We start from the raw sequence: 24,699 nt of genomic DNA, 5'->3' as shown, positions 1-24,699 counted from the left end.
GCGTTCTTCGCGACGTTCCGCGTAGTCCCTGACTCGCGCCGGCTGCAGGAGGGTCAGCGATGACCATTGGCGGCAGTATCGGCCTGATCGTGCTCGGCGCGATCCTCGCGTTCGCCATCACGGCGGACATCCCTGGCGTGAACCTCGTCGCCGTGGGCTACATCCTCATCGTCGGCGGCGGCGCCGGGCTCGTGGCGGGGCTGTTCATGCGCAACCGCCGCCGGGTCGTCCGCGAACCCGGGCGGCAGACGGTGATCGAGGAGAGCGACGGGCCCTGAAGTCCTCCGGCGGTTTCCCGACGTCACAGGGGGTCGTCACTCCCCCCGCTCACCGGCCCAGGGATCGGCGAACGCGTATGGCCACAGCGCATCGGCGGTGACGCGGTCCGCATCGACCACCAGGTAGGTCCCTTCCGGGCGGTGCTCCTCCTTGCGCACCTCCCCCTCGCGGTGCGCTTGCGCCACGAGCTGCCCCTCGGCGTAAGGCACGAGGGCCTCGACCTCGCGGCGGGGCGTGGGCAACGCGGCGGCGACACGACCGAGCAGACGCTCGACGTTCTGCCCGGTCGCCGCCGACACGGCCACCGCATCGGGGAAGTCCCGGTGCAGTTCGCGCCGTTCCTCGGCGTCCAGCGCATCCACCTTGTTGAGGGCGAGGAGCGTGGGCATGTCCTGCGCGCCGATCTCCTCCAGCACCTCGTCGACGGCGGCGATCTGCACCTGGGCCTCCGGGTGGGACGCATCGACGACGTGGACCACCAGGTCCGCACGCAGCGTCTCCTCGAGGGTCGACTTGAACGCCTCGATGAGCTGCGTGGGCAACTTTCGGACGAACCCGACAGTGTCGGTCGCCACGACCTCCCGTCCGTCAGACAACGACACGCGACGCACGGTCGTGTCGAGGGTCGCGAACAGTTGATCGGCCACGTGCAGCTCGGCGCCCGACAGCGCGCGCAGCAACGTCGACTTGCCGGCGTTCGTGTAACCGACGAGGGCCACGACCGGGACCTGCTGGCGCTCGCGCTCAGCGCCCTTGAGGCGTCGGGTTCGCTCGAAGTCCTCGAGGTCACGCCGTAGTTTCGCGATCCGACGGTTCAGCTTCCGGCGGTCGACCTCCAGCTGCGTCTCACCCGGCCCCCGAGTGCCGATCCCGCCGCCGAGGCGCGACAGCGCGTGTCCCCAGCCGCGGAGCCGCGGCAGCAGATAGCTCAGCTGCGCGAGCTCGACCTGCGCCTTGCCCTCCCGGCTCGCGGCGTGCTGCGCGAAGATGTCGAGGATCACGATCGTGCGGTCGAGGACCTTGACGCCGAGTCGTTCCTCGAGGTTGCGCTGCTGCGCGGGCGACAGCTCGTCGTCGAAGACCACCGCGTCGGCGTCCGTCTCCGCCGCCAGCTCGCGAAGCTCCTCGATCTTGCCGCGGCCGATGAACGTGCCGCCGTCGGGATGGTCGCGGCGCTGCACGAGTCGCTCGGCCGCCTCGCCACCCGCGGTGTCGAGCAGCAACGCCAACTCGTCGAGCGCGCCGTCGACGTCGGCACGGTTCTGCTCCGGTGTCTGCACCGCAACGAGCACCGCGCGGTCGACCCGCCGGATGATCGCGACGCCCTCCTGGGGCGCATCGTCGCGCACACGCTGGGCCGCCGCGCGCCGCCGATCGGCGCGACGCAGTGGCGCCTGGGGCTCCTCGGTGCGGGTGGATCGCTTGTCGGTCACATCACTCCTGTCGTCGTCGGTTCGTCGGTCGGCGGCGCGTCCCCCGAAGGAGCCGGATCCCCCGTCGATTCGGCCTCGCCGGCACGCGCCTGCCCCCACCACGCCGGGTCGAGCTGGCCCGAGGCCACCTCCACCGCGGGCCCGGTGACCCACAGGGTGGGATCGTCGAGCCTCACGTCGAGCGTGCCGCCCGGCAGCGTCACGGTGACCTCGCGACCGACCAGCCCTCGCTGGTGCGCGGCCACGGCCATCGCGGAGGCCCCGGTGCCCGAGGCCAGGGTCTCGCCCACGCCTCGCTCCCAGATGCGCCCCGCGATGCGACCTCCCCCGAGCGGTGCGATGACCTCCACGTTCGTTCCCTGTCCGAAGTCGGTGTGGGTCTCGATCGCCGGGCCGAGCCGCGCGAGCGGGACGATGTCGACGTCCTCGACGACGAGCACCGCGTGCGGGTTGCCCATGGAGACCGTGACCGCTGAGAAGCGCGTCCCGCCGACGGTCAGCGGGTGGTCGTCGGCCAGCACCTCGGGCGCACCCATGTCGACGCGGAGCCGGTCGACCCGCCCGTCGGGATGACGGGAGACGACCGCGACCTCCTTCGTGCCGGCCCGGCTGCCGACCCTCACCCGGTCGAGGCCCGGCGCGCGGTCCACCACGTACTTCGCGACGCAGCGCACGCCGTTGCCGCACATCTCGGCCACGGAGCCGTCGGCGTTGCGGTAGTCCATGAACACGTCGGCCGACGGGTCCCCCGGCGACTCCTCCCCCGGCGCGAGCCGGATCGCCCCGTCGCCCCCCAACCCGAGGTGCCGGTCACACAACGCCCGCGTGAGGGCGGCCGTGAGCGCAAGCTCTCCCTGGGGGTCGGGCAGCAGCACGAAGTCGTTGCCGGTCCCGTGCGCCTTGACGAAGGCGAGGGCTGCGGATCCCGGCACTGGGGCGGTCATCGGTTCGGTAGTCGCTCCTTCGCGGCTCCGACGAGGGCTGCCGCGACGCGGTCGGATCTCCACTGTACCCGCGGGTCCGCGCGAAACCATCGTTGCTGGCGCGCGGCGAACCGCCGCGTCCGGACGCGGACGCGCTCGGCGGCCTCCTCGAGGCTCGCCTGCCCGGCCAGGTAGTCGAACACCTCGGCATAGCCGATCGCCTGGCGAGCGGTGCGCGACAGCGAGCGGCCGGCGAGCGCACGGCACTCCTCCACCAGCCCACCGGCCAGCATCCGTGCCACGCGTCGTTCGATGCGCTCGGCCAAGGTCGCGCGATCCATGTCGATTCCGACGACGTGAAGGTCGGACCGCGGCTCGTGGGGCAGGTCCCACGCGGTGCGGAACGCGCTGAACGGCCGTCCCGTGAGGCGGATCACCTCGAGCGCCCGCACGGTGCGGCGAAGGTTGCCGGGCTCGATGCGCGCGGCCGCCGCGGGGTCGAGGCGCGCGAGCTGCTCGTGGGCACCCTCGGGATCCGTCGCGTGCCGCGCGACGAGCGCGTCCCGCACGTCCGGGTCGGTTGGGGGGAACTCGAGCGGATCCACCACCGCCCGGAAGTAGAGCCCGGAGCCCCCGACGAGCAGCGGCAGGGCCCCACGTGCGCGAACCTCCGCGATCCGCTGGCGCGCCTGCCCCTGGAACCACTGGACGGTGCAGTCCTCCTCCGGCGCGAGCACGTCGACCATGTGGTGGGCGACTTCCGCGCGCGCCTCGGCCGGGGACTTCGCCGTGCCCACGTCCATCCCCCGGTAGACGGTGAAAGCGTCGACCGCGACGATCTCGACCGGGATCCCGGTGCGGTCGAGTTCGCGCGCCGCCGACAGCGCCGCCTCGGACTTGCCCGCGGCGGTCGGTCCGACGAGCGCGAGCATGACCGTCAGCCGACCGCGATCGCGTAGCCGAGGCCGCGCGGCGCCGCGTGACGCCGCAGGGACAACGACCGCCCGCTCGCGCCTGCGGCCGCGGCGGCCACCAGGGTCGAGGCCCATCCACGCGCCGCCACACGGCCGGCCTCCTGCGGGCCCAGCCGTGCGAGCCCGTCGATGTCGAAGTCGGCGAGCGCCGAGACGAGGCGGTCCTCCCACTCCTTCGCACCCTCGATCACGTGCCGCGGGGCGCGCTCGTCGAGGCCGGCGCTGCCTTCCCCCGCGGCCACGAGCCCGACTCGCCGGCCGAGATCCTCGGCCGCGGCGGCGAGCTCGGTGCCCACCTTCCGCAGCTCCGCGGCCTCGGCGGTCGAGTCGACCGCGACGGGCACGACGGGCCGCGCCGGCCGCAGCCGCAGCGCGAGCACCGCGAGATCCACCGGCAGCGGGCCCCGCAGACGCGGCAGCTCCGTCGCGGCCGCGATCGTCGCGACGGCGCGGGCGGGCACCGGAAGATCGCTCCCCACATCGGGCAGCCCGAGCGACCCCAGCCCCGCCCGCGCCGTCTGGTGCACCCCCGCCGGGAAGGGCGCGGTCGCGGCCAGCGGCGAGTCGGGCGCGGGCGTCGTGGCCGCCGGATCGGGTGCAGCCGCGACGAGCACGACGAGCTCCGCGTGCACCAGCTCCGCGAGGGCGCCGTCAGCCGCCTCCCCCACGGCGTCCATGCCCTCGGGTCGGACCGGGCTCACGCCCTCGACCAGCACCGGGGCGCTGGGCACGAGCGCGACGCCGACGAGCTCCCCCGAGCCCGAGCCGTCAGTCGCCCCGGTCGTCACCGCAGCGCGGTCGTCATGGGTCGCGGTCCGCCCACGGGCGCATCGCACGCCGCGTCGACGACCTCGCCGAGCAGATAGTTCGCACGGGCGGAATCGAGGCGCGCGGGGACGAGCTGGCCGGCGGCGAGCCCGGCGAGACCGCCCCCGTCCGGGCCGGGTACGTGCACGAGCCGGTTCGTGCGCGTGCGGCCCGAGAGCTTGGTGGGGTCCTTCTTGCTGGGCCCTTCGAGGAGCAACTCCTGGACCGTGCCGACCTGGCGCTCGTTCGCTTGCTCGCTCAAGTCCCGCGTGAGCCCCGCGAGCCGCTGATACCGCGCGTTGACTACGTCGGCGGGCAGGTGACCGTCCATCTCGGCCGCCGCGGTCCCCTGCCGGGGCGAGTACTCGAAGGTGAACGCGGCGTCGAAGGCCGCCTGCTCGACCACGGCGAGCGTGGACTCGAAGTCCTCCTCGGTCTCACCGGGGAAGCCGACGATGATGTCGGTCGAGATCGCCACACCGGGAATGGTCTCCCGAGCCTCGGCGACGAGGTCGAGGAAGCGCTGCGCCCGGTAGCTGCGCTGCATCCGCTTGAGGATGCGGTCGCTGCCCGACTGCAGCGGCAGGTGCAACTGCTCGCAGACGTTGTCGATGTCGCGCATCGCGGCGAACACGTCGCTTGTGAAGTCCTTGGGGTGCGGGCTCGTGAAGCGCACCCGCTCGAGGCCGTCGACCTCCCCGAGCGCGTACAAGAGCTCCGCGAACATCGTGCGGTTGCGTGGCCCGTCGCCGGGATCGGCGAACACGAGGTCGCGGCCGTAGGAGTTCACGTTCTGCCCGAGCAGGCTCACCTCCCGGACGCCGTCGGCGACGAGTTCCCGCACCTCGCTCACGATCTCGCCCAGCTTGCGGGACTTCTCCGGGCCCCGGAGCATCGGCACGATGCAGAACGTGCAGGTGTTGTTGCAGCCGATCGAGATCGAGACCCACGCGTGGTGCTCGACCTCGCGCCGAGCCGGCAGCGCGGACGGGAACATCTCGGTGTGCTCGAGGATCTCCACGACCGGCAGGTGGGTGGAGTCCGCCTGGCTGAGCAACTCCGGAAGACGTCCCATGTTGTGGGTGCCGTAGACCACGTCGACCCACGGAGCCTTCTCCGCGACCGCGTCCTGGTCCTTCTGCGCCAGACAGCCCCCGACGACGACGGTCTTCTCCGGGTCCGCCTGCTTGAGCGGCTTCACCTGCGACAGCTGGCCGTACAGCTTGTTGTCCGCGTTCTCGCGGACCGCACAGGTGTTGAAGAGCACAAGGTCCGCGGCGTCCATGTCCGCCGCGGGCCGGTAGCCCATCGTCTCGAGCACGCCGGCCGCGCGCTCGGAGTCGTGCTCGTTCATCTGGCACCCGAAGGTGCGGATGAAGTAGGTGGGAGCGCTCATTGGCCGGAGGATAGCGACGGCAGCCGGCTGCGCCCACGCCGCATTGTGGGATGGCGACGGCAGCCGGCTGCGCCCACGCCGCATCGTGGGATGGCGAACGGCAGCCGCTGGTCTCCCACGCCCCGTGGTGCGGCGCGACGGAGGGAACTACGATAGTATAACGAGCGTTCGATTTAAATTTTGGAGTTGGCTGCCATGGACGTGCTCGACCTCCTGCGGGACTGGGCCGCACAGGGCGCGCTGGGTTACCTGGCCGTCCTGATCGGGGCAGCCGTGCCGTGGGTCGAGCTTCTGGTTGTCGTGCCTCCCGCGATCCTGCTCGATCTCGACCCGACGCTCGTGGCGATCGTGGCGTTCGTCGGGAACTTCCTCCCGGTTCTCGGGCTGGTGGCGGGCTGGTCGGTGATCCTGCGCCGGCGGGAGGCGCGGGGTAAGGCGGCCCCGGGCAGCGCCGAGTCGGGCCGGTACGCCCGCGGCCGCCGCGTCGCCCGGCGTTACGGGGTTCCGGGGCTGGCACTGCTGGGACCCCTGCTCACGGGCATCCATCTCGCCGCGTTGATCGCCCTCGGGCTCGGCGCGTCGCGTCGGGAGGTCGTGATCTGGACGGCGGGGAGCCTGGCGCTCTGGGCAGCCGGCACTGCCTTGGCGACCGTGGGTGGCATGACGGCCGTAGGGGGTTAACCGTGCCGAAGATCGTCGACCACGAGGAGTACCGCGCCGAACTGCTCGCGGGCTCCGCGGAGCTGTTCGCGGATCGAGGGTTCGACGGGCTCACCACCCGGGAGGTCGCGGACGCGCTGGGCGTGTCGACCGGGACGATCTATCACTACTTCAGCGGCAAGCGGGACCTGTTCCTGCGGGTCGTGGAGCACATGACCGAACGGCTGACCGTCGTGCTCACAGCCGACCTCGAACAGGCCGAGGGGCCGGTGGCGCGGTTCGACGCACTGCTCGCCAACGCGGCGGCCCACGAGGACTGGCTCGCCCGCTACAACCGCATCTGCCTCGACCACCTGCGGGAGCGCAGCGACGACGGCACCGAGGTCATGGTCGCGACGATGGATCGCGCGGTATCGCAGCTTGCCGATGCGCTCGACCTCGCCTCGGGCGAAGCTCGTTTCCTCGTGATCACGGTCTTCGGGATCATCACCCAGCGAGATCTCGACGGGGGCGCGACCAGCTTCGATGAACAGGCTGCCCAGCTTCGCCGCTGGCTGACCGCTACCAACCACTGACCCCTGGCCGCTGCGGGCCATCGACCGGAGCCCGCCGGTCGAGGGCCGACCGTGATCACAGGTCACTCCACCCGCCGGGCGCGGATCTCGTGCACCTCCAAGCCGAGGTCGGAGTAGGACTGTAGCCCCCGCACCACGCCGGAGTGATCGCCGATCACGCCGGGCTCGCCGTCCTCGTACTCCCAGTACGCGTCCCACTCCTGGAGCACTCCGACCGTCAGGTCTGCAACGTCGTTGTAGGCGTGCGTCAGCTCACCGTCGGGCCACGGTCCGTCCTCGGCCTCCACCGGACCGTCCACGGACCCGTCCCCCCAGTCGACGCTGACCTCGCGCGGAACGGGGGTGACGTGGAAGGTGCCCAGCAACTCGCCGAACGAGATGGCCTCGTAATCCACCTCGATGCCCGTCTCCAAGTAGGCGGGCAGGCCGGTCACCGCCATTCCCGGCTCGATGTTCGGATCGGGCTCGGGCATGGGCACCGAGCCCGCCAACTCGGCGAAGTGCGCCTCCAGTTCCGCTGTCACCTGTTCGTGCTCACAACGCCCATCCACCATGTCCGGCCACCAGCTGTCCCCGGCATCCTCGCGATCGAGGGACTCCTCCTCGATCTCGTCAACGGAGCTCGTCCCGCCGAACTCCTCCCGCGCGCCTTCGAAAACGTGCACGACCACGTCCCAGCAGAGTTCCTCGCCCCCGTCGTCGTCCGTGTCTTCCGCCTGGACGATGAACTCGAGTCCGACATCCTCCGGATCGGGAAGCCCTTCGTCGATGACCTCCTCGATCTCCGCACCTTCGTGCTCTGCTTCGACGTGGCCATGAACCTGAGATTGGTCGTCTCCCCGTTCCACATGCGGGTCGGCATCGCTTTGAGCACCCACGACTGCCGAAGGGAAGGTCACCAGCAATACACCGAACGTCAACAGGAGTGACCCTACGCGCCGTACGGCAAGGATCGTCACCGCAGAACCTCCTCCTCGCATGGAGCGCGAAGATCCTGCTCCTCGACTGGTTCAGCGTCCACCGTCACGGTCGCGTCCCACTGAACCCAAGGCGTCGGATTATATTGCGAGCTAACGCGCCCTGGGTCGCGCGGAACGAGCGTGGTGTAGACGGGCCGCTGAACTCCACTGTAACCGTCAGCAAAGAAAGGACTTTCATCAATGATGAACTCAACGTGGACGCAATCAGGCCAATAGTCCTCGATCGCCCTATCGATTCCGATTACATCTGCCGGTCTGGGCTCATCTGAGAGTCCCCTTTCCTCTCGTTCCGCGAAATCGACAGGGCCAAGCAGGGCCTCCCTGCGGCGACTAGCCTCTTCTTCTGTGTACATCCAGTCCAGGTACTTTGTGTTCTCCTCGGTCCACTCGCCATCCTCGAGCACTCGGTTGAGGCTCTCGGAGTCGATTTCCTCCAGCTTCTGGTAGGACTCCACAAGGTGGTCCTCATCGAACTCGTCGGGGCGGGCGAACTCCCCCGTGGTGAGTTCCTCGTCATCGGCGGGGTCCGCCTCGTCATCCGCGGCGTTGTCCTCCGCCTCCTCATCGGAGTCGTTGGGGTCCTCTGGGGAGGGGTCGGTCGTATCCTCCTCCGCGGAGGTCGGGGCGGGATCAGCGTCCCCCTCGCTATCCGGAGGCTCCGCACTCTCCACCTCGGGCTCGTCGGACGTGCAGGAAGCCGCCACCATCAGCAACGCCCCGAACAGGGCCATCAAGAACGTTCGCCCAGGCATAGCTGTCCAACCCTTGCGAGCACATTCCGCTGATCTGAGGGCGTTGGAAGCTACCGGCGCTTCGGGGGGATCGCAATGCCTTCTGTGCGGGCGGTGGACAGACCCTGGAGGCTCAAGGTCAGCGGGGGGTCGGTGCCCGCGTGAAGGCGCTCCTGGCTCTGGTCGCGGGGTGGAACGGAACCACCGGCGAAGTCAAGGGCGACTGCCCTACTTGGCGGTCCCGCGCACGCGGAACTCGCGGATCACCGTCACGTTGATCTGCCCCGGGTAGCGCGCCTCGGCCTCGAGCTTGCGGGTGATCTCGGAGGTCAACGACCTCGCCTGCGTATCATCGATCGCGTCCGGCGCGACCATGACACGCACCTCACGGCCCGACTGGAGCGCATGGACCTCGCGGACACCATCGAACGACTGGCAGATGTCCTCGATCGAGTTGAGCCGACTGACGTACTGCTCCCACGCCTGGCGACGAGCCCCCGGCCGGGCAGCGGACGCGGCGTCAGCGGCCTGCACGAGGGCGGCCTCGACGGTCTGGGGCTCGACCTCGTCGTGGTGGGCCGCGATCGCGTGACAGACCGGCTCGGACTCACCCACGCGCCTCGAGAGCTCAGCACCGACGGCCGCATGGCTTCCCTCGACCTTGTGCGTGAGGGCCTTGCCGATGTCGTGCAATAGGGCCGCGCGCCGCGCGACGGTGCCGTCCCGACCGAGCTCCTCGGCCATCACTCCCGCGATCAGCGCGCACTCGATGCTGTGCAGGCGCACGTTCTGCCCGTAGCTGCTGCGGAACTCCAACTCGCCGAGGAGCCGAACGAGTTCGTCCGGCACGTCATCCTCGACCCGCGCCTCCCTGATCGCCTCCTCGCCCGCGGCGAGCACGAACTTCTGCACGTCGTCCGCCGCCTTCTCGAAGGCGTTCTCGATGCTCGCGGGCTGGATGCGCCCATCCTCCACCAACGCCTCGAGCGTCCGCCGCGCGATCTCGCGGCGCACCCCGTCGAAGCTCGACAGCGTCACGACCCCCGGGCTGTCGTCGACGATCACGTCGACGCCGGTCACCTGCTGGAACGCGCGAATGTTGCGACCATCCCGCCCGATGATCCGACCCTTCATGTCCTCGTCGGGCAGGCTGACCGTGCTCGTCGCCACCGCAGCGGTCGACGACGAGGCCACGCGCTGCACGGCGGTCGCGAGGATCTCCTGCCCGCGTCGACCCGCCTCCTGGCGGGTGCGTTGCTCCACGTCACGGACGAGCTCCCGCGCATCGGCACGGGCTTGTGCCTCGACCTCCTCGATGAGGTCCTGGCGCGCCTCGTCAGCGGTGTAGTCGGCGAGCTCCTCGAGCCGCTTTCGCACGGTGACCCGCTCGTCCTCGAGGTCGGCCTGAGCCGCCGCGAGGGTCCGCTCGCGTTCGAGCAGATTGGCCTCCCGGAGCTCGAGGGTCGAGGCCTTCGTCTCGAGGGTCTCCTCGCGTTGGAGCAAGCGCTGCTCTCGCTGGTCGAGGCCCCCGTGCTCACGGGCTTTACGACGGCGCGCCAACGCGCGATCGACCGTCAGCACGACGATCGCCGTGGCCAGCGCGACGACCGTGGCCAATGCCCACGCCGTCGCGGTGGCCTCCATGCGCGCCTCCTTCATTCGGCGCGTGCGCATGTGCGCCCGAGCCCACTCGCGCTGACCGGCGGGGGTTGAATGCCTCGGCCGCGCCGCGAGCCCGGAACTCTGCGGCAAACGCGCTGGTCATGGGCAGGATACGGCGGCCGAGATGAAAGCGTCAACGGCGCAGAACGAGAACTCGGCGGAACGAAAAATCCTATCTCAATCGTACGATCGAATTCGTCACCGGCATTGCAACCGGCACGTGGGCGGGATGCTGTGCAGATACGGGCATGCGTCCGCCCAGATGGGTCCCGGCACCGATCCGCCCGGACGAGACCTCACTGGGCGCGGCTGGCCAGATCGCGTGCAACCGTGCGCACCGGCTGCGCGTCCCGCTCGACCCGGGCGAGCAGCAGCGCCCCCTCAAGCGAGGCGACGACGGTGGTGCGTCATACTCGCCGGCTCGGGCGACCGGTCGACAGCGGCTCGGGCAGTAGCTCGACGGGGGTGACGATGACGGACGCGTCGGTGGTGCCCACACCGCACCCGATCAAGGCGGCAGACGGGCGCGAGCTCGCCGCCCACACCTACCCAGGCGAGGGCGACGACGTCGTGGTCATCGCCGGTGCGACGGGGGTCCCCCAGCGCTTCTATCGCGACTTCGCGCTGGCGATCGTCGAGCGCGGAGCGACGACGATCACGTTCGACTACCGCGGGACGGGCGCGTCGCGCAACGGACCTCCACGGTCGGAGCGGGCGACGATGCGCGACTGGGGGCAGCTCGACATCGAGGGGGTACTGCGCCACGCCAGCGAGCACACGGACGGCCGCGTGCTCTGGGTGGGACAGAGCGCCGGCGCCGCGTTCCTGCCGCTCGCGGACTCGCGGAGGCTGCCCGCGCGCATCCTCACCGTCTCCGCCATGTCCGGCTACTGGGGCGACATGGCGAAGGGGCAGCGCTGGCGGCTCGCGCTCGGCTGGTACACCTACTTCCCGCTGGTGGCGGCGCTCTGCGGCTACGCGCCCTCATGGGCGTGGGGCGGCGACGATCTGCCCCGTGGTGTGCTCGCCGAGTGGGGCCGCTGGTGCCGCGATCCCGACTTCATCTTCGGCGACGCGACCCTCGACACGAGCGGATTCGCCGAGATCACGGCGCCGGTGCTCGCCGTCCGTGCCGCCGACGACGGCTGGGCGACACCAGCGACGCATGCGGCACTGCACGATCGACTCATCGCCGCAACCGTCGAGACCCGGGTCGTGGAGCCCGACGAGGTCGACGCGGACCGGATCGGCCACATCCACCTGCTGCACCGCTCGGTCGGGAGGCCGGTCTGGCCCGAGCTCCTCGACTGGCTGCTGGCGGCGTGACCGGCCCACCTCATGGCCCTGCCTGCACCGGCCGACACGCAGGCAGACGCGCCTTGCCGTCGCTCGCCCGGCCTCTGCTCAGTCCCAGTCCCGGTCCAGGCCACTGACTCGGATGGCGACCCGCTGCGCCAGCGCGGGCGGGTACCCGCGCCGCTGCAGGAACCCCGCGAGTCGGCGCGCGGCTCGGTCGGGCTCGATCCGAGCCTCGAAGCGCGCAGCACGCTCGCGCGCGAGATCCTCGGCCACGGATTCCTCGTCCCGATCCTCCAGCGTCGCGAGGGCCTCGTCGACGAGATGGTCGGGCACGCGGCGGCGCAGCAACTCCTGACGCAGCCGCAAGGCGCCGTACCCGCGGCCCTGGCCGCGGTCCCGGACCCAGGCCCGCGCGAAGGCACGGTCATCGGTCGCGCCGAGCGAACGGGCCTGGGCCAGGGCCTCCTGGACGACTTCCGATGCGACGCCGCGTTCCGCGAGCTTGTCCCGCAGCTCGGCCTCCGTCTGGGGTCGCTGGCGTGTGCTGCGGAGCACGAATGCCACGGCGTCCCCGACCTGGTCGGGCGCGGTACCGGTCTCGGGGGTCGAGCCCGAGGCCACGTCGGGTCGAGAGGCGGTGGTCGGGTCGTTCACTGCCGGGTCTACTCGTTGATGAGCGATGGGCTGCCGTCCGCGTCGACCTCGGCGTCGCCGGGTGGATCTGCCTTCTGGGTCCTGCTGGCCTTCGTGCCCTTGCCCCCCTTGGGGCCCTTGGTGGATCCCTCGGCTTGCGAATCGCCCCCGGCCGTACCGCTCTCGGTGGACTCAGCGGACTCGACGCCACCAGCGGATCCCTCGACGTCGCCGCTCGCCTCACCCCCGGTCACGTCGGTGGGCACGAGCCCGAGATGTTCGGTGACCTTCTTGGTGATCTCGGCTGCGACGTCGGTGTGCTCCTTCAGGAACTTGCGGGCGTTCTCGCGGCCCTGCCCGAGTTGCTCGCCGTCGTAGGTGTACCAGGCGCCCGCCTTCTTGATGATCCCGTTGTCGACCCCCACGTCGATGATGGCGCCCTCCTTGGAGATCCCCTCACCGAAGAGGATGTCGAACTCGGCCTGGCGGAACGGCGCGGAGACCTTGTTCTTCGCGACCTTGACGCGGATGCGGTTGCCCACGAAGTCGTTGCCGTCCTTCAACGACTCGATGCGCCGGACGTCGAGCCGCACCGAGGAATAGAACTTGAGCGCACGGCCGCCCGGGGTCGTCTCGGGACTCCCGAACATGACCCCCACCTTCTCGCGGATCTGGTTGATGAAGACCGCGGCGGTGCTCGACTTCTGCAGCGTGCCGGCGAGCTTGCGCAAGGCCTGGCTCATGAGACGGGCCTGCAACCCGACGTGGCTGTCGCCCATCTCACCCTCGATCTCGGCACGAGGGGTGAGAGCGGCGACCGAGTCGACGACGACGACGTCGACCGCCCCCGAGCGGACGAGCATGTCCGCGATCTCGAGGGCCTGCTCCCCGGTGTCCGGCTGGCTCACCAGCAGAGCCTCCACGTCGACCCCGAGTGCTCGGGCGTACTTGGGATCGAGCGCGTGCTCGGCGTCGATGAAGGCGGCGATCCCGCCGGCCTGCTGCGCCTCGGCCACGATGTGCAGCGCGACGGTGGTCTTCCCGCTGCTCTCGGGTCCGTAGATCTCCGTGACGCGGCCTCGCGGGATTCCGCCGATGCCGAGCGCGAGATCGAGGCTCAGCGCGCCCGTGGGGATGGAGGCCACCTGGACCTTGGCTTCCTCGCCCATGCGCATGATCGCGCCCTTGCCGTACTGCTTTTCGATCTGGCCGATGGCCATATCGAGGGCTTTGTCGCGCTCCACGCTCGCTCCTTCTGGGTGATGGGTTGCGGCGCGGGGAAGCAGTCGCCGACTCGCTCACAAGCTGTGCGCCACACGGTACCTAGGAGGTACGACAATCCCGCGGATCCGGGTGCCGCCCCTGTGGATCCGAAGTGTAGCGAATACGTGTTCGACATCGATGGCAGGGCCCGCTCGCGGCTCGACCCGCCCCGCCACCGTCAGGCGGGACCGGCCAGCGGGGACCGCGATCGAGTCACGTAGCGACCCCCGCCTCGACCGCGCTCGGAGCGCACCACGTGCACGGCCTCCAGCGTCCAGCGGGTCGTCGGTCCCGCGAACCCGTCGGTGATCCCGGACGGCAGCCGACCGCGCCGGGGCGGGCGGGCAACGGTCAGGTGCGCATGAAAGGGCTTGTCGTCGAAGCCCACCCCACGGGCCGTCAATCGGGAGCGCACGTCGGCGGCGAGCGCATCCAGCTCCGACGAGGCCACGATCCCGGCCCACAGCACGCCCCGACCGAAACGCCCGAGCGAGCCGTCCAACGCCACGGTCATCGGTGGGTGCACCCCCGCGGCCTCCTCGACCGCGAGATCGGCGGCCGCCGCGGTGTCGGGATCGACCTCGCCGAGGAACGCGAGCGTGAGGTGCCATCGTTCGCGGGCGATCCAGGTCAGTCGGGAGTGCTCGCGGCGCAGGGGCGCGAGCGCCTCGTCCAGGTCCCGGGCGGCCTCCTCCCCCACGAGCACGCCGACGAACAGTCGCTCGGTCCCACCCCGCTCGGCCCCGGCCCGCTCGGCCCCACCCCGCTCGGCCCCGGCCCGCTCGGCGCCTGGCGACCGGCCCGCGTCGGCGGCGCGCGCATCCCCCGCGCTCATCCGCGAACCCGCACCCGTCTCGTCGGTCATCCTGGATAGGTGGTCGATTCCGCCGTTCCGGACCCCGACGGCCCCGCGGGCGCCGGACCCGAGCCCTCATCGGGCATCGCCTCGGCGAGCCGGCGACGGACGTAGTCGAGCGCCGCGCTGGTCGCGAAGTCGAGGATGGTGTCACGTCCGCCGGCGGGCAGCCGGACGGTGCGGCTGCGCTGCTGCGCGTCGAGTCCGGAGGGGTCGGGCAGCACGACCGCGAGGTGCACCGTCCCGACCTCCGCCCCCTGCTGGGGCTCCGGCCCGGCGACACCGACGAGGCCGAGGCCGACGTCGGTCTCGAGCCGGTCCCGTGCTCCGGCCGCGAGCGCGATCGCCGCCTCCTGGCTCGCGGGGCCGTGCCGGTCGAGCAGGTCACGCGACACCCCGAGGAGCGACGGCTTCGCGTCCGTGGCATACGCGGTCACGCCGCCGCGGAACCACTGACTCGCGCCGGGGACGTGCACCAGCCGGCCGCCGACGCTGCCACCCGTGAGCGACTCGCCCACCGCCAGCGTCCAGCCGAGGTGGCCGAGCTGACGCGCGATCGCGTGCTCGGCGCCCTCGTCGTCGAGGCCGGCGAAGCCCGCTCCCAGACGGTCGACGAGCTCGTCCACAACCGGGTCGATGAGGGCGAGGGCCTGCTCGCGAGTCTCCGCCCGTCCGGTCACGCGCACGCGCGTCTCGCCCTTGGAGGCCAGGAACGCGATCGTGGGGTTGCCCTGGGCGTCCAGACGGTCGACCAGATCCGCGCAGCGCTCGGCGACCTGGGACTCGCCCATCCCGGCGGTGCGGACGAGTCGGCTCACCGTGGCCCACGCACCCGTCTGGGCCGCCAACGTGGGAACGAGCTCGCGCTCGACGAGCGTGCGCATCTCCCACGGGACCCCCGGCAGGCACCAGATCGTGGCACCGGAGCACTCGACCGCGAACCCGGCCGCGGTGCCGGCCGGCGCGAGGATCCGGCTCCCACTGGGAAGATCGGCCTGGCGGAGGTTGTTCTCGGTCATCTCCCGTCCGCGGTCCGCGAAGTATCGCTCCAGGTAGGAGACGAGCTGCTCGTCCCGCTCGAGCGGCACCCCGGCGAGCTCGGCGACGATGTCACGCGTCCGATCGTCCTGCGTCGGCCCGAGGCCACCGGTCACCACGACGACCTCGGCGCGCCCGCAGGACTCCACGAGCACCGCCCGCAGGCGCTCGTCGTTGTCGCCCACGGTCACGTGCCGGTGGACGTTGACGCCGATCTCGTTGAGCCGGGCGCTGATCCAGGCCGAGTTCGTGTCGACCCCGTCGCCGAGCAGGAGCTCGCTGCCGACCGCGACGATCTCGGCGCGCATGGTCCCCGCCCCGCCGCTCAGGCGCTCACCTCGCAGTCCGCGAGATCGGTCGAGCACGTCACGTCGATCGGCATCCCGGGCTCGCCGACCTCCCCCAGGTCCTCGCCGTTGAGCTCCAGTTGGACCGCGCCGGGGTTGCCGATGCGCATGACGACCTCGTCGCCGCGGTAGGTCTCGGAGAAGCCCTCGGACAGGGTGCCCTCCTCGACGTTCTCGCCGTCCACGACGATGCGCACCCAGGACTGCCCGCCGTTGATGGCGAACCCGAGCACGATCTCCTCGGAGGGGCCGGGCTCGTCGTCCTCCTCCTCCTCCTCCTCGTCGTCGTTCCCCTCCTCGTTCTCCTCGTCATCGCCGTCTTCGTCGTCGTTCGCCTGGTCCTCGTCCTCGTCGTCGTCCTCGTCCTCGTCGTCGTCCTCGTCCTCGTCGTTCCCCTCGTCCTCGCCGTTGCCGGCGACCGCGTCCTCGTCGTCCTCGACCGGGTCGGGCACGGGAGCGTCGGCGGTTTCCTCGTCATCGGGCGCGAAGAGGCTGATCAGCGCCAGACCGCCGACGAGGAGGATCGCGACGGCCACGACGAGTGCCGCCAGGGGACGACGAGCCTGCGGAGGCGACTCGACCGGCTCGTGGCTCAGTTCCTCGATCGGCGCCGGCGCGGCGTACTGCTGCCGGTAGGCCTCGACGAGGGGCTGGGGGTCGATGCCGAGGAACCGGGCATAGCTGCGGAGGAACCCCTTGACGTAGACCTCACCGCCGAGGTTGTCGAACTCCTCGCGTTCGAGTGCGCTGAGATGGGTCTCCCGGATGCGGGTCTCGGCCGCAGCGTCCGCGAGCGTGACTCCGGACCGCTCACGGGCGCTGCGCAACGTCTCGCCGATGCCCGACTCCATCGGGACACCCTTCCTACGGTCATGCGACGTCGGTTCGCGTCACCACACCCGCGAACGGGCGCGCGATCCGCCTCAAGTATAGGTCGTGCAGCGTCGACCCCAACCAGAGCGGACAAGCACACCCTAGGTCCGTCGCGCAGAGACCGTGCACCCAGCGCACGGCATCGGGTGGCGCCAGGGTCCTCCGGTACGATCCGACCGGGAAGCTCCCCCGCCTCGGGGCCCCCGCAGCCGGTAGCCCGGACCATCTGCGGACTAGTCACTTCGAGTCAAACGCGACGTGAGCCTGGAGCATCTGGGGTAACATGCCGATCACTCCCAGTAACCAGTCCCAACGCCGATAACGACCCCGAGGTGCCGCCATGCGAGGGACTCACGCCCCATCCACCGGTCGGAGGGTGCTCGCCGGCCTCGTCGCCCTCGCTGCGCTGATCGCGCTGACCCTTCCGGTCGGCGCCCCGGCGCACGCGGGCGGAGCAGGACCCCACGACGCCGGCGCGACCGAATGGATCGTGCCCGCGAGCGCGGACCTTCCTGGCGATGCCGAGGTCGTGACCCCGCTCCTCGTCGCCGACGCGCTCCTGATCCGCAGTTCCGAGCGCCCCGAGGGTGGCGTGGCCGCCGACACACCCCTGTCGTGGCAGACCGCGGACGATCCCTCGGGCGGCGAGTACGTCGCCCCCGACAGTGACGAGACGAGCTCCAGCGAGGGCGCGACCACGCACACCACCGGTCTGGAAGGCCCTCACGAGGCCCTCGAGACCATCGGGGCGACCGAAGCCTGGGACACGCAGACCGGCGGGGACGGGCTGGTGGCCCTGATCGACACCGGCGTGGCCGACATCGAGGCCCTGGAGGGATCGATCGCGGGCGAGGTCGATTTCACCGACAGCGGCGGCGGCGACGGCTACGGGCACGGCACCTTCATGGCGTCGCTCATCGCGGCGAGCGGGAACTCGATGCCCGGCATCGCGCCGGACACGGGGATCCTGTCCCTGAAGGTCGGCGACCAGGATGGCGACACCGACCTCGGAACGGTCCTCGCCGCCCTCGAGTGGTTGCACGGCCCCGGCCGTGACCTGGGGATCCGCGTGGGATCGCTGGCCCTCGGCGTGGACCCGGACAACGCCGCCGGGCAGCTGCTCGACATCGCGACCCAGCGCCTCGGCGCCAACGGGGTCCTGCTCGTCACGGCGTCGGGGAACGACGGCCCGGACAATCTCTCCTCGCCGGCGACGAGCCCCGGCACGCTCGCGGTCGGCGCCTCCGACGGGGAGGAGTTCTCCGGGAGCGGACACAACCGCGTGGGAGACGAGGCCCCCCGGATCTACGCCCCCGGCGTCGAGGTGATCAGCCATCACGACCCGGAGTCGATCCTCGGCGTGAACGCGCGGAATCAGGCGGAGGAGGAAGACAACGACGGCGGCATCGCGCGCCTGGAGCAAGGGCTGCTGCGAGGCAGCGGCACCTCGATCTCGACCGCGCTGGTCGCCGGGACCGCGGCCCTCGCCTCCGCGGAGAACCCCGGGCTCGACGGGCTGGAGCTCACCGAGGCGCTGCTGGACGGCAGCAACGAGAGCGACGGGCAGCGGATCGTCGACGCCCCCGGGGTCCTCGCCGCCGTCGACGGCATCGAGGGCGAGCGCCCCGAGGAGCTGCAGGAGCCGCTGCCCGGACCCCCGAACCTCCCGGACCCGCCCGGGCCACCGGACCTTCCGGGGCCGCCCGATCGGCCCGGCCCGCCCGGGCAGCAGGGCGACCACGGGCACGGCAACGCCGCCGGGCACAACGGGGTCGACCATGCCCGCGACCGGGCCGACCAAGCCCGCACGGACGGTCAGGACCGCGCCGACCAGGCCCGCGAGCAGGCCAGGGACCGCGCCAACGAGGCGCGCGACCGTGCCGACGAGGCCCGCGACCAGGCCCGGGGCCGGGCCGGCGAGGTCCGCGACCGCGCGGTCCGCCGGGCCCTGGGGCTCCTGCCGATGCCGGCGACCGCCCAGTGGGAACCCGCCGAGTGGAGCGACGGAGGCTGGAAGGCCGACGGTTGGGCCGCGGCGCGCTGGGACGACCCCCCCGAGTGGCGGCACCCCGCCGTGACCTGGGACATCCTGAGCTGGCGAGCCGAGGACTGGCAGGGCGGCGTCTGGACCGCGGCCGACTGGCACGCGAGCGTCTGGACCGCCGACGACTGGGCGCAGCTGCGCTACAGCGACGCCTGGGACATCCTCAGCTGGCGCGGCGACGACTGGGACATCCTCAGCTGGCGCAGTGAGGACTGGGACATCCTCAGCTGGAGGGAACTCGAGACCGAGATCCTGAGCTGGCGGAGCGACGATTGGGATATCCTGAGCTGGCGCGCCGATTCCTGGAACCTCATCGTCGACGAGTGAGCATGGCGTGACCGGCATCCGTGAGGCGCTCCGGGAGCTACCACGCTCAGCGCAGCGCCTCATCTGGCTGGTCACCGCCGCCGCGGTCGCGCTCTGCGCGGCCGCGATCGCCCTGGCCCCGGCCGCGATGTCGCCGGTACCGGTCGTGGCCATCGCGGCCTCGATGGTCCTGGGCGAGCGGTTCGGTCTCGACATCGACAGTCGCAACGACAACACGATCCGCTTCGCGCTCGCGGACACCGCGGTGTTCGCGGCACTCGCGTTCACCGCCCCGGGCAACGTGGCGCTGGGCGCGCTCCTCGGCATCCTCATCGCCCAGCTCCTCGAGCGGACGGAGCCGATCAAGGTCCTGTTCAACTGCGCGCAGTACACCGTCTGCGCGAGCCTGGCCGCGATCACGCTGTTCTCGATCGCCGACGACCCGCTGCGGCTCGACTCGCGAACGGTCCTCGGCTTCGCGCTGGCGGTGGCCCTGTTCATCGTCGCGAACAGCGTCCTCATCGCGCTGATCACGGGGTTCGTGACCCAGCGCAACCCGCTCCGTCTCGCGCAGCAGCTCGCACCCACCAGCGCGCTCGTCCCGGCCTGCAACGGGGCGTTCGCCGTCCTCGTCCTGGTGCTCTGGGTCAACGCGCCGTTCGCGCTCGCCGCGATGGCCGCGCCGCTCATCCTCCTCCACCTGGCCAGCCGAGCGCAGACCTCCGAGCAACGGCTGCGGAACCGATCTGATCTCCTCGTCGAGGTGGAACGCAATCTCGCCGAGGCTCGCGACCCGGTCGAGGTGAGCCGCCTCATCAGCGAGGGGGTGCGCACGACGCTCGGCCTGTCGGCGGCGCTGTGGCACGACGGTCGCTGGCGGGCCGGCGCACCGGAGGGCAGTGGCTCGTGCCCTGTCGACGGGGAGGCCGATCCCCAGCGGGGCACGCTGGCGGACTTCGGCCTCCTCGGCGAGGAGCGCGCCCTCGCGGTGCCCTTCGGTCCCGGCGTGCTCGTCGCGTGGGGCGAAGGCGCGGCCACCGCTGACGAGCTGCTGCCCTGGCTGGAGCGGTTCGCCCGCTCGGCACGCGTGCACCTGGACCGCGCCGCGGCCTCGATGGCGCTCGAGCAGGAACGCGCGACCCTCGAGGCGGTCGTTGGCGGGACCGCCGACGGGATCCTCGTGCTCGACGACGACGGGATCGTCCGGCTGTGGAACGACGCGATGGCGAGCCTCACGGGGACCACCGACGGCCGGCACCAACAGGTCCACGACGTCCTGGGGCCCGGCCCCTGGCAGGATCCGGGAGTGCACGACGTCATCCGCCCCAACACCAACACCGACGACGGGCGGATCTGGCGTGTCGCGATCGCGAGCGTCGACGACGCCGGGCTCGGCCGATTGTCGGTCGCGGTCGTGCACGACGTGACCGAGGAGCGCCGCGTCGCTCAGGCCAAGGACGACATGCTCGCGATCGTCAGCCACGAGCTGCGCACCCCGCTGACGCCCATCAAGGCGAGCGCGCAGCTCCTCTCCCAACGCGCCGACCGCCTGGACCAGCACCAGCGGCAGCGGCTGCTCGACCAGATCGAGAACCGCGCCGATCACCTGGGGCGCCTCGTCGAGGACCTCATCCTCGTTGCGCAACTCTCCTCGCAGGGCAGCGACCCACCGCGGGTCGTGCCGGCGACGGCCGACCTCGTGCAGGTCGTGCGCGGGGAGGTCGACCGGGCCCAGGAGTCGCTCCCCGAGCACGTCGTCGCGTACGAGGGACCGGAGTCCCTCCTCGGCACGACCGACGCGCTCCGACTGCAGCAGGTCCTCGCCAACCTGCTCGACAACGCGGGCAAGTTCAGCCCCACCGGGGGGACGATCTCCGTGCACGTGATCGAACGCGACGAGCACGTGGAGATCCGCGTGATCGACGAGGGCCCGGGAGTGCCGCTCGAGGACCGCGATCGCGTGTTCGAGCGGTTCGAGCGCCTCGAGGACCCGCTGCGGATGCGCACCAGCGGTGCCGGTCTCGGCCTCTTCATCGTGCGCGCGCTGGTGCGAGCGCTGGGCGGCGAGGTCACGATCGATGACGGCCCCACCGCAGGCACGGCCGCGACCGTGCAGCTCCCCCTCCTCGGGGTCACCACCGGACCGGTCGTCGTGGAGCCGCCCCCGCGCATCGCTCGACGCAGCGAGCAACACGACCGACGCTGAGACGACGTGCGAGGCTGGCGTCCCCGCTGCGCCGCGCGAGCGACGCGGCGTACCGCGTGACGTCGCCATCGTCCGGAGGACACGCGTGAGCACCCCCGACCCTCAGGCCGACCCCCAGACCCGTCCCCCGACCGCCACCGGACCTCTTGCCGGGCTGCGGATCCTCGAGCTCGCGGGCATCGGACCCGGGCCGTTCGCCGCGATGGTGCTCGCGGACGCCGGGGCGGAGGTGATCCGCATCGATCGTCCCGGGGAACCCCGGCCCGGGGCGAACAGCGACCCGCTCCTGCGCAGCCGGAGGTCGATCGCGATCGACCTCAAGGCGCCGGGGGCCGCCGAGCTGGTCGCGCGCCTCGCCACCCGCGCCGACGCCCTTATCGAGGGGTTCCGACCGGGTGTCGCCGAACGGCTGGGCGTCGGGCCCCGCGACCTGCATCCGGCGAACCCGGCGCTCGTCTACGGACGGATCACGGGATGGGGACAGACAGGCCCACGCGCGTCCCGGGCGGGTCACGATCTCGACTACATCGCGCTGGCCGGTGCCCTGCACCCCATCGGACCGCCGGACCACCCCCCTCCCCCGCCGCTGAACTACGTCGGGGACTTCGGCGGGGGCGGGTTCCTGCTGGCCTTCGGCGTGCTCGCCGCGATCCTCCGCGCCCGGGCGAGCGGGGAGGGCGAGGTCGTCGACGCGGCGATGATCGACGGGGCGGCCGCGCAGACGGCGATGCTGCACGGCATGCGCGCCGCCGGACTGTGGAGCGACCAGCGGGAGGCCAACCTCCTGGACGGTGCCGCCCCCTTCTACCGGACCTACGAGACCGCGGACGGGGAGTACATCGCCGTGGGCGCCCTGGAGCCACCGTTCTACGCGGAGCTGCTCGAGGCCCTCGATCTGGACCCGGAGCGTTGGCCCCAGCACGACCTCGCCCACTGGCCCGGGCAGCGACGCGAACTCGCGGAGATCTTCGGCAGCCGCACGCGCGCCCACTGGGAAGCCGTGTTCGCGGACCGGGACGCCTGCGTCGCCCCGGTGCTCGCTCCGGGCGAGGCTCCCGAGCACCCCCACCACCGGGAACGGCGGACCTTCGTCGACGTGGGCGGCGTCACCCAGCCCGCGCCCGCCCCGCGGTTCGCGGGCGCGGGCGAGGCGATCCCGGTACCGCCGAAGGTGCCCGGTGCCGACACCTTCGAGGTGCTGGCCGATGCCGGTCTCGGGACCGTCGAGCTCACCCGGCTTCACCACGCGGGGGTCGTCTGGACGCCGGACGAGGGGTGACCGCGCGCGTCACCACGCTCCTGCCCGGAGGTACAGGGGCGGCTGACCCCAGAGGTCGTTTCGAGCGACCCCAGCGGGCAATCGAGTGGCTCCCCGAGCGGGAGCCTTTTCGTGAGACACCACCCCCGTGTAAATCGCTGCGCGCGTTCGCAGCACGACCGCCCCGACGGGCGACCAACCCCCTGGCGTGCCCGGGCCCCTGTCGTCCCCTTGGCGGTCGCCGTCCTGGCAGTCGGGCTGCTGGCCTCGGCCGCGCAGTGGCACACGACCGCCGCCGATGCACACGAGGAGTCGGGCTTCGCCCACGGGGAGGCGCGCTCCAACGTCGAGGCCGCGCTGGAGCCACCCTCGTCGACGATGCGCGACCTCCCGGCACGGTCCCCCACGACAGCCGATGCCCACATCACCGCGGCGAACGACCCGGAGGTGCGAGAGGAGGAGGAGGAGGAGGAGGAACCGGAGCCCGCCGAGGACCCCGGTACCCCCGTCTCCAGCCCGCCGATCGACAACCTCGATCCCGACGAGCTCGTACGGGAGGCCGCCGCTCAGGCCGCGGAGCGCCGCGAGCCCGACGAGGACGATCCGCTCGAGGCAGCGCTCGCCGAGCGGGGTCGGGTGGTCGACGCGATCGAGACCGCCGCGGAGGCCCAGTCGACCGAGCCCGAGCTCGCGCTCGCGCTGGCCTGGCACGAGTCACGCTTCGATCCGCGCGCCGTCTCGCACGCGGGGGCGGTCGGCGTCCTGCAGGTCAAGCCCCGGACAGCGCAGGCGATGGCGGAGCACCTCGACGAGCCGCTCGATCCCACGGTCCCGATCGACAACGCCCACGCGGGGCTGGCGTTCCTGCAGAAGATGATCGACGACAAGGGCGGTCTGGCCGACGCCCTCGTCGCCTACAACCAGGGACCGGCGGCGCTGCGCGAGCACGGCGCCTACCCGCAGGCGGAGCAGTTCTCCACCGACGTCCGGGCGAGCCGCGATCAGCTGCGGGAGGTCGACTGGTGACGGACCCGGCCCGACCGACCGGCGCTAGCGTGCGACGTCGCGCAGCAGCGCGATGAGCCGGTGCGCGGCATCCGGTCGGGCCAGCGCGGCGCTGCAGGCCGCCATCTGGGTCCGGGTCTCCTCGTCCCCGAGGAGGTCGAGGATGACCCCCCCGAGCATGCCCGCCTGAGCCGCGTCGTTGCCGACCTTCACCGCCGCACCGTGCTCGACGAGGAAGTCCGCGTTCGCCTCCTGGTCGCTGAAGGGCCCGGGGACGACGATGGCCGGCAGTCCGACCGCGGGCAGCTCGGCCAGGGTGGACGCGCCGGCGCGGGACACGCACAGGTCGGCGGCCACCAGGGCATCGACGAGCTGATCCCCGAGGAACGCGTGCAGGTGGTACCGCTGCCCCAGTTCCTCGGGGAGCTCCGCGCTGCGCTTGGCGAGCTCCTCGTGGTCGAGTTGGCCGGCCACGTGGATGAACTGGCACCGCTCGAGGATGTCGGGCAGCACCCCGGTGACCCCGTAGTTGAGGGTGCGCGCCCCGAGGCTCCCCCCGTACAGCAGCAGAACCGGCAGGTCCCCGTGCAGCCCCAGACGGGCGCGGGCCTCCTCACGGCTCGTTCCGAGCAACGCCGGCCGGACCGGGTACCCCGTCACCGTCGCCTTGCGCGCGGGCAGGAACCGGGTGGCGTCCTCGAACGAGGCGGCGATACGGGTCGCGAACCGACTCTGCAGGCGCACCGCGACCCCGGGCACCACGTCCGGGAGGAAGACGACGACGGGCCGGAAGAGCAGCCGACCGGCGATCGCGACCGGCACGCTCGCGTACCCGCCGGTGGTGAGCACCGCGTCGGGCCGCTGCCGCACCACCACGGCCAGGGCGACCACCACCCCGACGAGCAGCTTCGCGATGCCTGCCGCGGTGACCAGCGGCGACTTCCCCCGCAGCGCGCCGGCGGGCACCGCGCGGTAGGGCAGCCCACGACCCGCGATGATGTCGCGCTCCATGCCACCGGGCGTCCCGACCCACACCACATCCGGTAACGGACCAGCGCTCGCCTCGTCCGCCTCCTCCCACGCCGACAGCATCGCGAGCGCGGGATAGACGTGCCCGGCGGTGCCGCCGCCGGACACGAGCAGCTTCATCG

22 protein-coding genes and 1 pseudogene are annotated in these 24,699 nt (G+C 71.8%); 8 read left to right on the top strand and 15 right to left on the bottom strand.

The window, feature by feature from the left end:
• Positions 1 to 59: 59 nt before the first annotated feature.
• Positions 60 to 278, top strand: a complete 219-nt coding sequence (locus ER308_RS18075) for a DUF6458 family protein (protein WP_131156283.1) — start codon at positions 60 to 62, stop codon at positions 276 to 278.
• 36 nt (positions 279 to 314) lie between these two features.
• On the opposite strand, the gene hflX is transcribed toward ER308_RS18075, so the two are convergent.
• Genes hflX through miaB form a run of 5 tightly spaced genes read right to left on the bottom strand, consistent with a single transcriptional unit; the run spans position 315 to position 5,812 of the window.
• Complete coding sequence (gene hflX, locus ER308_RS18070; protein ID WP_165492229.1) at positions 315 to 1,712, bottom strand: GTPase HflX; 1,398 nt, start codon at positions 1,710 to 1,712, stop codon at positions 315 to 317.
• Positions 1,709 to 2,656 carry a diaminopimelate epimerase gene (gene dapF, locus ER308_RS18065; RefSeq protein ID WP_131156281.1) on the bottom strand — a complete coding sequence of 316 codons (948 nt, stop codon included), beginning with the start codon at positions 2,654 to 2,656 and terminating at the stop codon, positions 1,709 to 1,711. The genes hflX and dapF overlap by 4 nt, the downstream gene beginning before the upstream one ends.
• Positions 2,653 to 3,567: a tRNA (adenosine(37)-N6)-dimethylallyltransferase MiaA gene (gene miaA / locus ER308_RS18060; protein ID WP_131156280.1), complete on the bottom strand. Its 915-nt coding sequence runs from the start codon at positions 3,565 to 3,567 to the stop codon at positions 2,653 to 2,655. The genes dapF and miaA overlap by 4 nt, the downstream gene beginning before the upstream one ends.
• 5 nt (positions 3,568 to 3,572) lie before the next feature.
• Entirely contained in the window at positions 3,573 to 4,397 is an 825-nt protein-coding gene (locus ER308_RS18055) for a class III extradiol ring-cleavage dioxygenase family protein (protein ID WP_131156279.1), read from the bottom strand.
• A complete protein-coding gene (miaB, locus tag ER308_RS18050; protein ID WP_165492228.1) occupies positions 4,394 to 5,812 on the bottom strand; it encodes a tRNA (N6-isopentenyl adenosine(37)-C2)-methylthiotransferase MiaB in 1,419 nt (472 codons plus the stop codon). Before miaB ends, ER308_RS18055 begins: the two co-directional genes overlap by 4 nt.
• Before the next feature lie 195 nt (positions 5,813 to 6,007).
• Between miaB and ER308_RS18045 the strand changes: the two genes are divergently transcribed.
• Together ER308_RS18045 and ER308_RS18040 are read left to right on the top strand one after the other, a co-directional pair.
• Positions 6,008 to 6,493, top strand: coding sequence for a small multi-drug export protein (locus ER308_RS18045; protein ID WP_131157095.1), 486 nt, complete (start codon positions 6,008 to 6,010; stop codon positions 6,491 to 6,493).
• A 2-nt stretch (positions 6,494 to 6,495) separates the two neighbouring features.
• Positions 6,496 to 7,047 carry a TetR/AcrR family transcriptional regulator gene (locus tag ER308_RS18040; protein ID WP_165492227.1) on the top strand — a complete coding sequence of 184 codons (552 nt, stop codon included), beginning with the start codon at positions 6,496 to 6,498 and terminating at the stop codon, positions 7,045 to 7,047.
• A 62-nt stretch (positions 7,048 to 7,109) separates the two neighbouring features.
• Here ER308_RS18040 and ER308_RS18035 read toward each other — a convergent pair whose 3' ends face one another.
• The 4 genes and pseudogenes from ER308_RS18035 to ER308_RS23305 all read right to left on the bottom strand — a co-directional run.
• Entirely contained in the window at positions 7,110 to 7,925 is an 816-nt protein-coding gene (locus ER308_RS18035; protein ID WP_165492226.1) for a hypothetical protein, read from the bottom strand.
• A 77-nt stretch (positions 7,926 to 8,002) separates the two neighbouring features.
• A complete protein-coding gene (locus ER308_RS18025; protein WP_131156274.1) occupies positions 8,003 to 8,758 on the bottom strand; it encodes a hypothetical protein in 756 nt (251 codons plus the stop codon).
• Between the two features lie 228 nt (positions 8,759 to 8,986).
• Positions 8,987 to 10,402: a ribonuclease Y gene (gene rny, locus ER308_RS18020; RefSeq protein ID WP_131156273.1), complete on the bottom strand. Its 1,416-nt coding sequence runs from the start codon at positions 10,400 to 10,402 to the stop codon at positions 8,987 to 8,989.
• A gap of 314 nt (positions 10,403 to 10,716) precedes the next feature.
• Positions 10,717 to 10,812 (bottom strand): annotated as a pseudogene (locus ER308_RS23305) (hypothetical protein); the annotation flags it as partial.
• A 79-nt stretch (positions 10,813 to 10,891) separates the two neighbouring features.
• Between ER308_RS23305 and ER308_RS18015 the strand changes: the two are divergent.
• Complete coding sequence (locus tag ER308_RS18015; protein ID WP_131156272.1) at positions 10,892 to 11,746, top strand: alpha/beta hydrolase family protein; 855 nt, start codon at positions 10,892 to 10,894, stop codon at positions 11,744 to 11,746.
• A 78-nt stretch (positions 11,747 to 11,824) separates the two neighbouring features.
• On the opposite strand, the gene ER308_RS18010 is transcribed toward ER308_RS18015, so the two are convergent.
• The 5 genes from ER308_RS18010 to ER308_RS17990 form a co-directional block, all read right to left on the bottom strand.
• Entirely contained in the window at positions 11,825 to 12,373 is a 549-nt protein-coding gene (locus tag ER308_RS18010; RefSeq protein ID WP_165492225.1) for a regulatory protein RecX, read from the bottom strand.
• 8 nt (positions 12,374 to 12,381) lie between these two features.
• The gene (recA, locus tag ER308_RS18005; RefSeq protein ID WP_131157094.1) at positions 12,382 to 13,572 is read right to left on the bottom strand and encodes a recombinase RecA; all 1,191 of its coding nucleotides are present in this window, start codon (positions 13,570 to 13,572) and stop codon (positions 12,382 to 12,384) included.
• Between the two features lie 221 nt (positions 13,573 to 13,793).
• A complete protein-coding gene (gene thpR, locus ER308_RS18000; RefSeq protein ID WP_131156270.1) occupies positions 13,794 to 14,480 on the bottom strand; it encodes an RNA 2',3'-cyclic phosphodiesterase in 687 nt (228 codons plus the stop codon).
• The gene (locus tag ER308_RS17995; RefSeq protein WP_131156269.1) at positions 14,477 to 15,817 is read right to left on the bottom strand and encodes a competence/damage-inducible protein A; all 1,341 of its coding nucleotides are present in this window, start codon (positions 15,815 to 15,817) and stop codon (positions 14,477 to 14,479) included. Before ER308_RS17995 ends, thpR begins: the two co-directional genes overlap by 4 nt.
• A 17-nt stretch (positions 15,818 to 15,834) precedes the next feature.
• Entirely contained in the window at positions 15,835 to 16,707 is an 873-nt protein-coding gene (locus ER308_RS17990; RefSeq protein WP_131156268.1) for a helix-turn-helix domain-containing protein, read from the bottom strand.
• A 362-nt stretch (positions 16,708 to 17,069) separates the two neighbouring features.
• On the opposite strand from ER308_RS17990, the gene ER308_RS22870 reads away from it, so the two are divergent.
• The 4 genes from ER308_RS22870 to ER308_RS17970 all read left to right on the top strand — a co-directional run bounded on the left by ER308_RS22870 (position 17,070) and on the right by ER308_RS17970 (position 23,569).
• Complete coding sequence (locus ER308_RS22870) at positions 17,070 to 19,100, top strand: S8 family serine peptidase (RefSeq protein ID WP_131156267.1); 2,031 nt, start codon at positions 17,070 to 17,072, stop codon at positions 19,098 to 19,100.
• A gap of 7 nt (positions 19,101 to 19,107) precedes the next feature.
• A complete protein-coding gene (locus tag ER308_RS17980; protein WP_131156266.1) occupies positions 19,108 to 21,285 on the top strand; it encodes a sensor histidine kinase in 2,178 nt (725 codons plus the stop codon).
• An 85-nt stretch (positions 21,286 to 21,370) separates the two neighbouring features.
• Positions 21,371 to 22,564 (top strand): CaiB/BaiF CoA transferase family protein, encoded by a 1,194-nt coding sequence (locus ER308_RS17975; RefSeq protein WP_165491685.1) that lies wholly within the window; start codon positions 21,371 to 21,373, stop codon positions 22,562 to 22,564.
• Between the two features lie 210 nt (positions 22,565 to 22,774).
• Positions 22,775 to 23,569 carry a lytic transglycosylase domain-containing protein gene (locus tag ER308_RS17970; protein WP_131156264.1) on the top strand — a complete coding sequence of 265 codons (795 nt, stop codon included), beginning with the start codon at positions 22,775 to 22,777 and terminating at the stop codon, positions 23,567 to 23,569.
• A gap of 24 nt (positions 23,570 to 23,593) precedes the next feature.
• Here the strand turns inward: ER308_RS17970 and ER308_RS17965 are convergent, their stop codons facing one another.
• On the bottom strand, positions 23,594 to 24,697 hold the full coding sequence (locus ER308_RS17965) for a UDP-N-acetylglucosamine--N-acetylmuramyl-(pentapeptide) pyrophosphoryl-undecaprenol N-acetylglucosamine transferase (RefSeq protein ID WP_131156263.1): 1,104 nt from the start codon (positions 24,695 to 24,697) through the stop codon (positions 23,594 to 23,596).
• Positions 24,698 to 24,699 lie beyond the last annotated feature (2 nt).

Source organism: Egibacter rhizosphaerae (assembly GCF_004322855.1).
GTDB lineage: Bacteria > Actinomycetota > Nitriliruptoria > Euzebyales > Egibacteraceae > Egibacter > Egibacter rhizosphaerae.
Note: the sequence above shows the minus strand (reverse complement) of the source record. Positions and strands in the feature narration are given on the sequence as shown.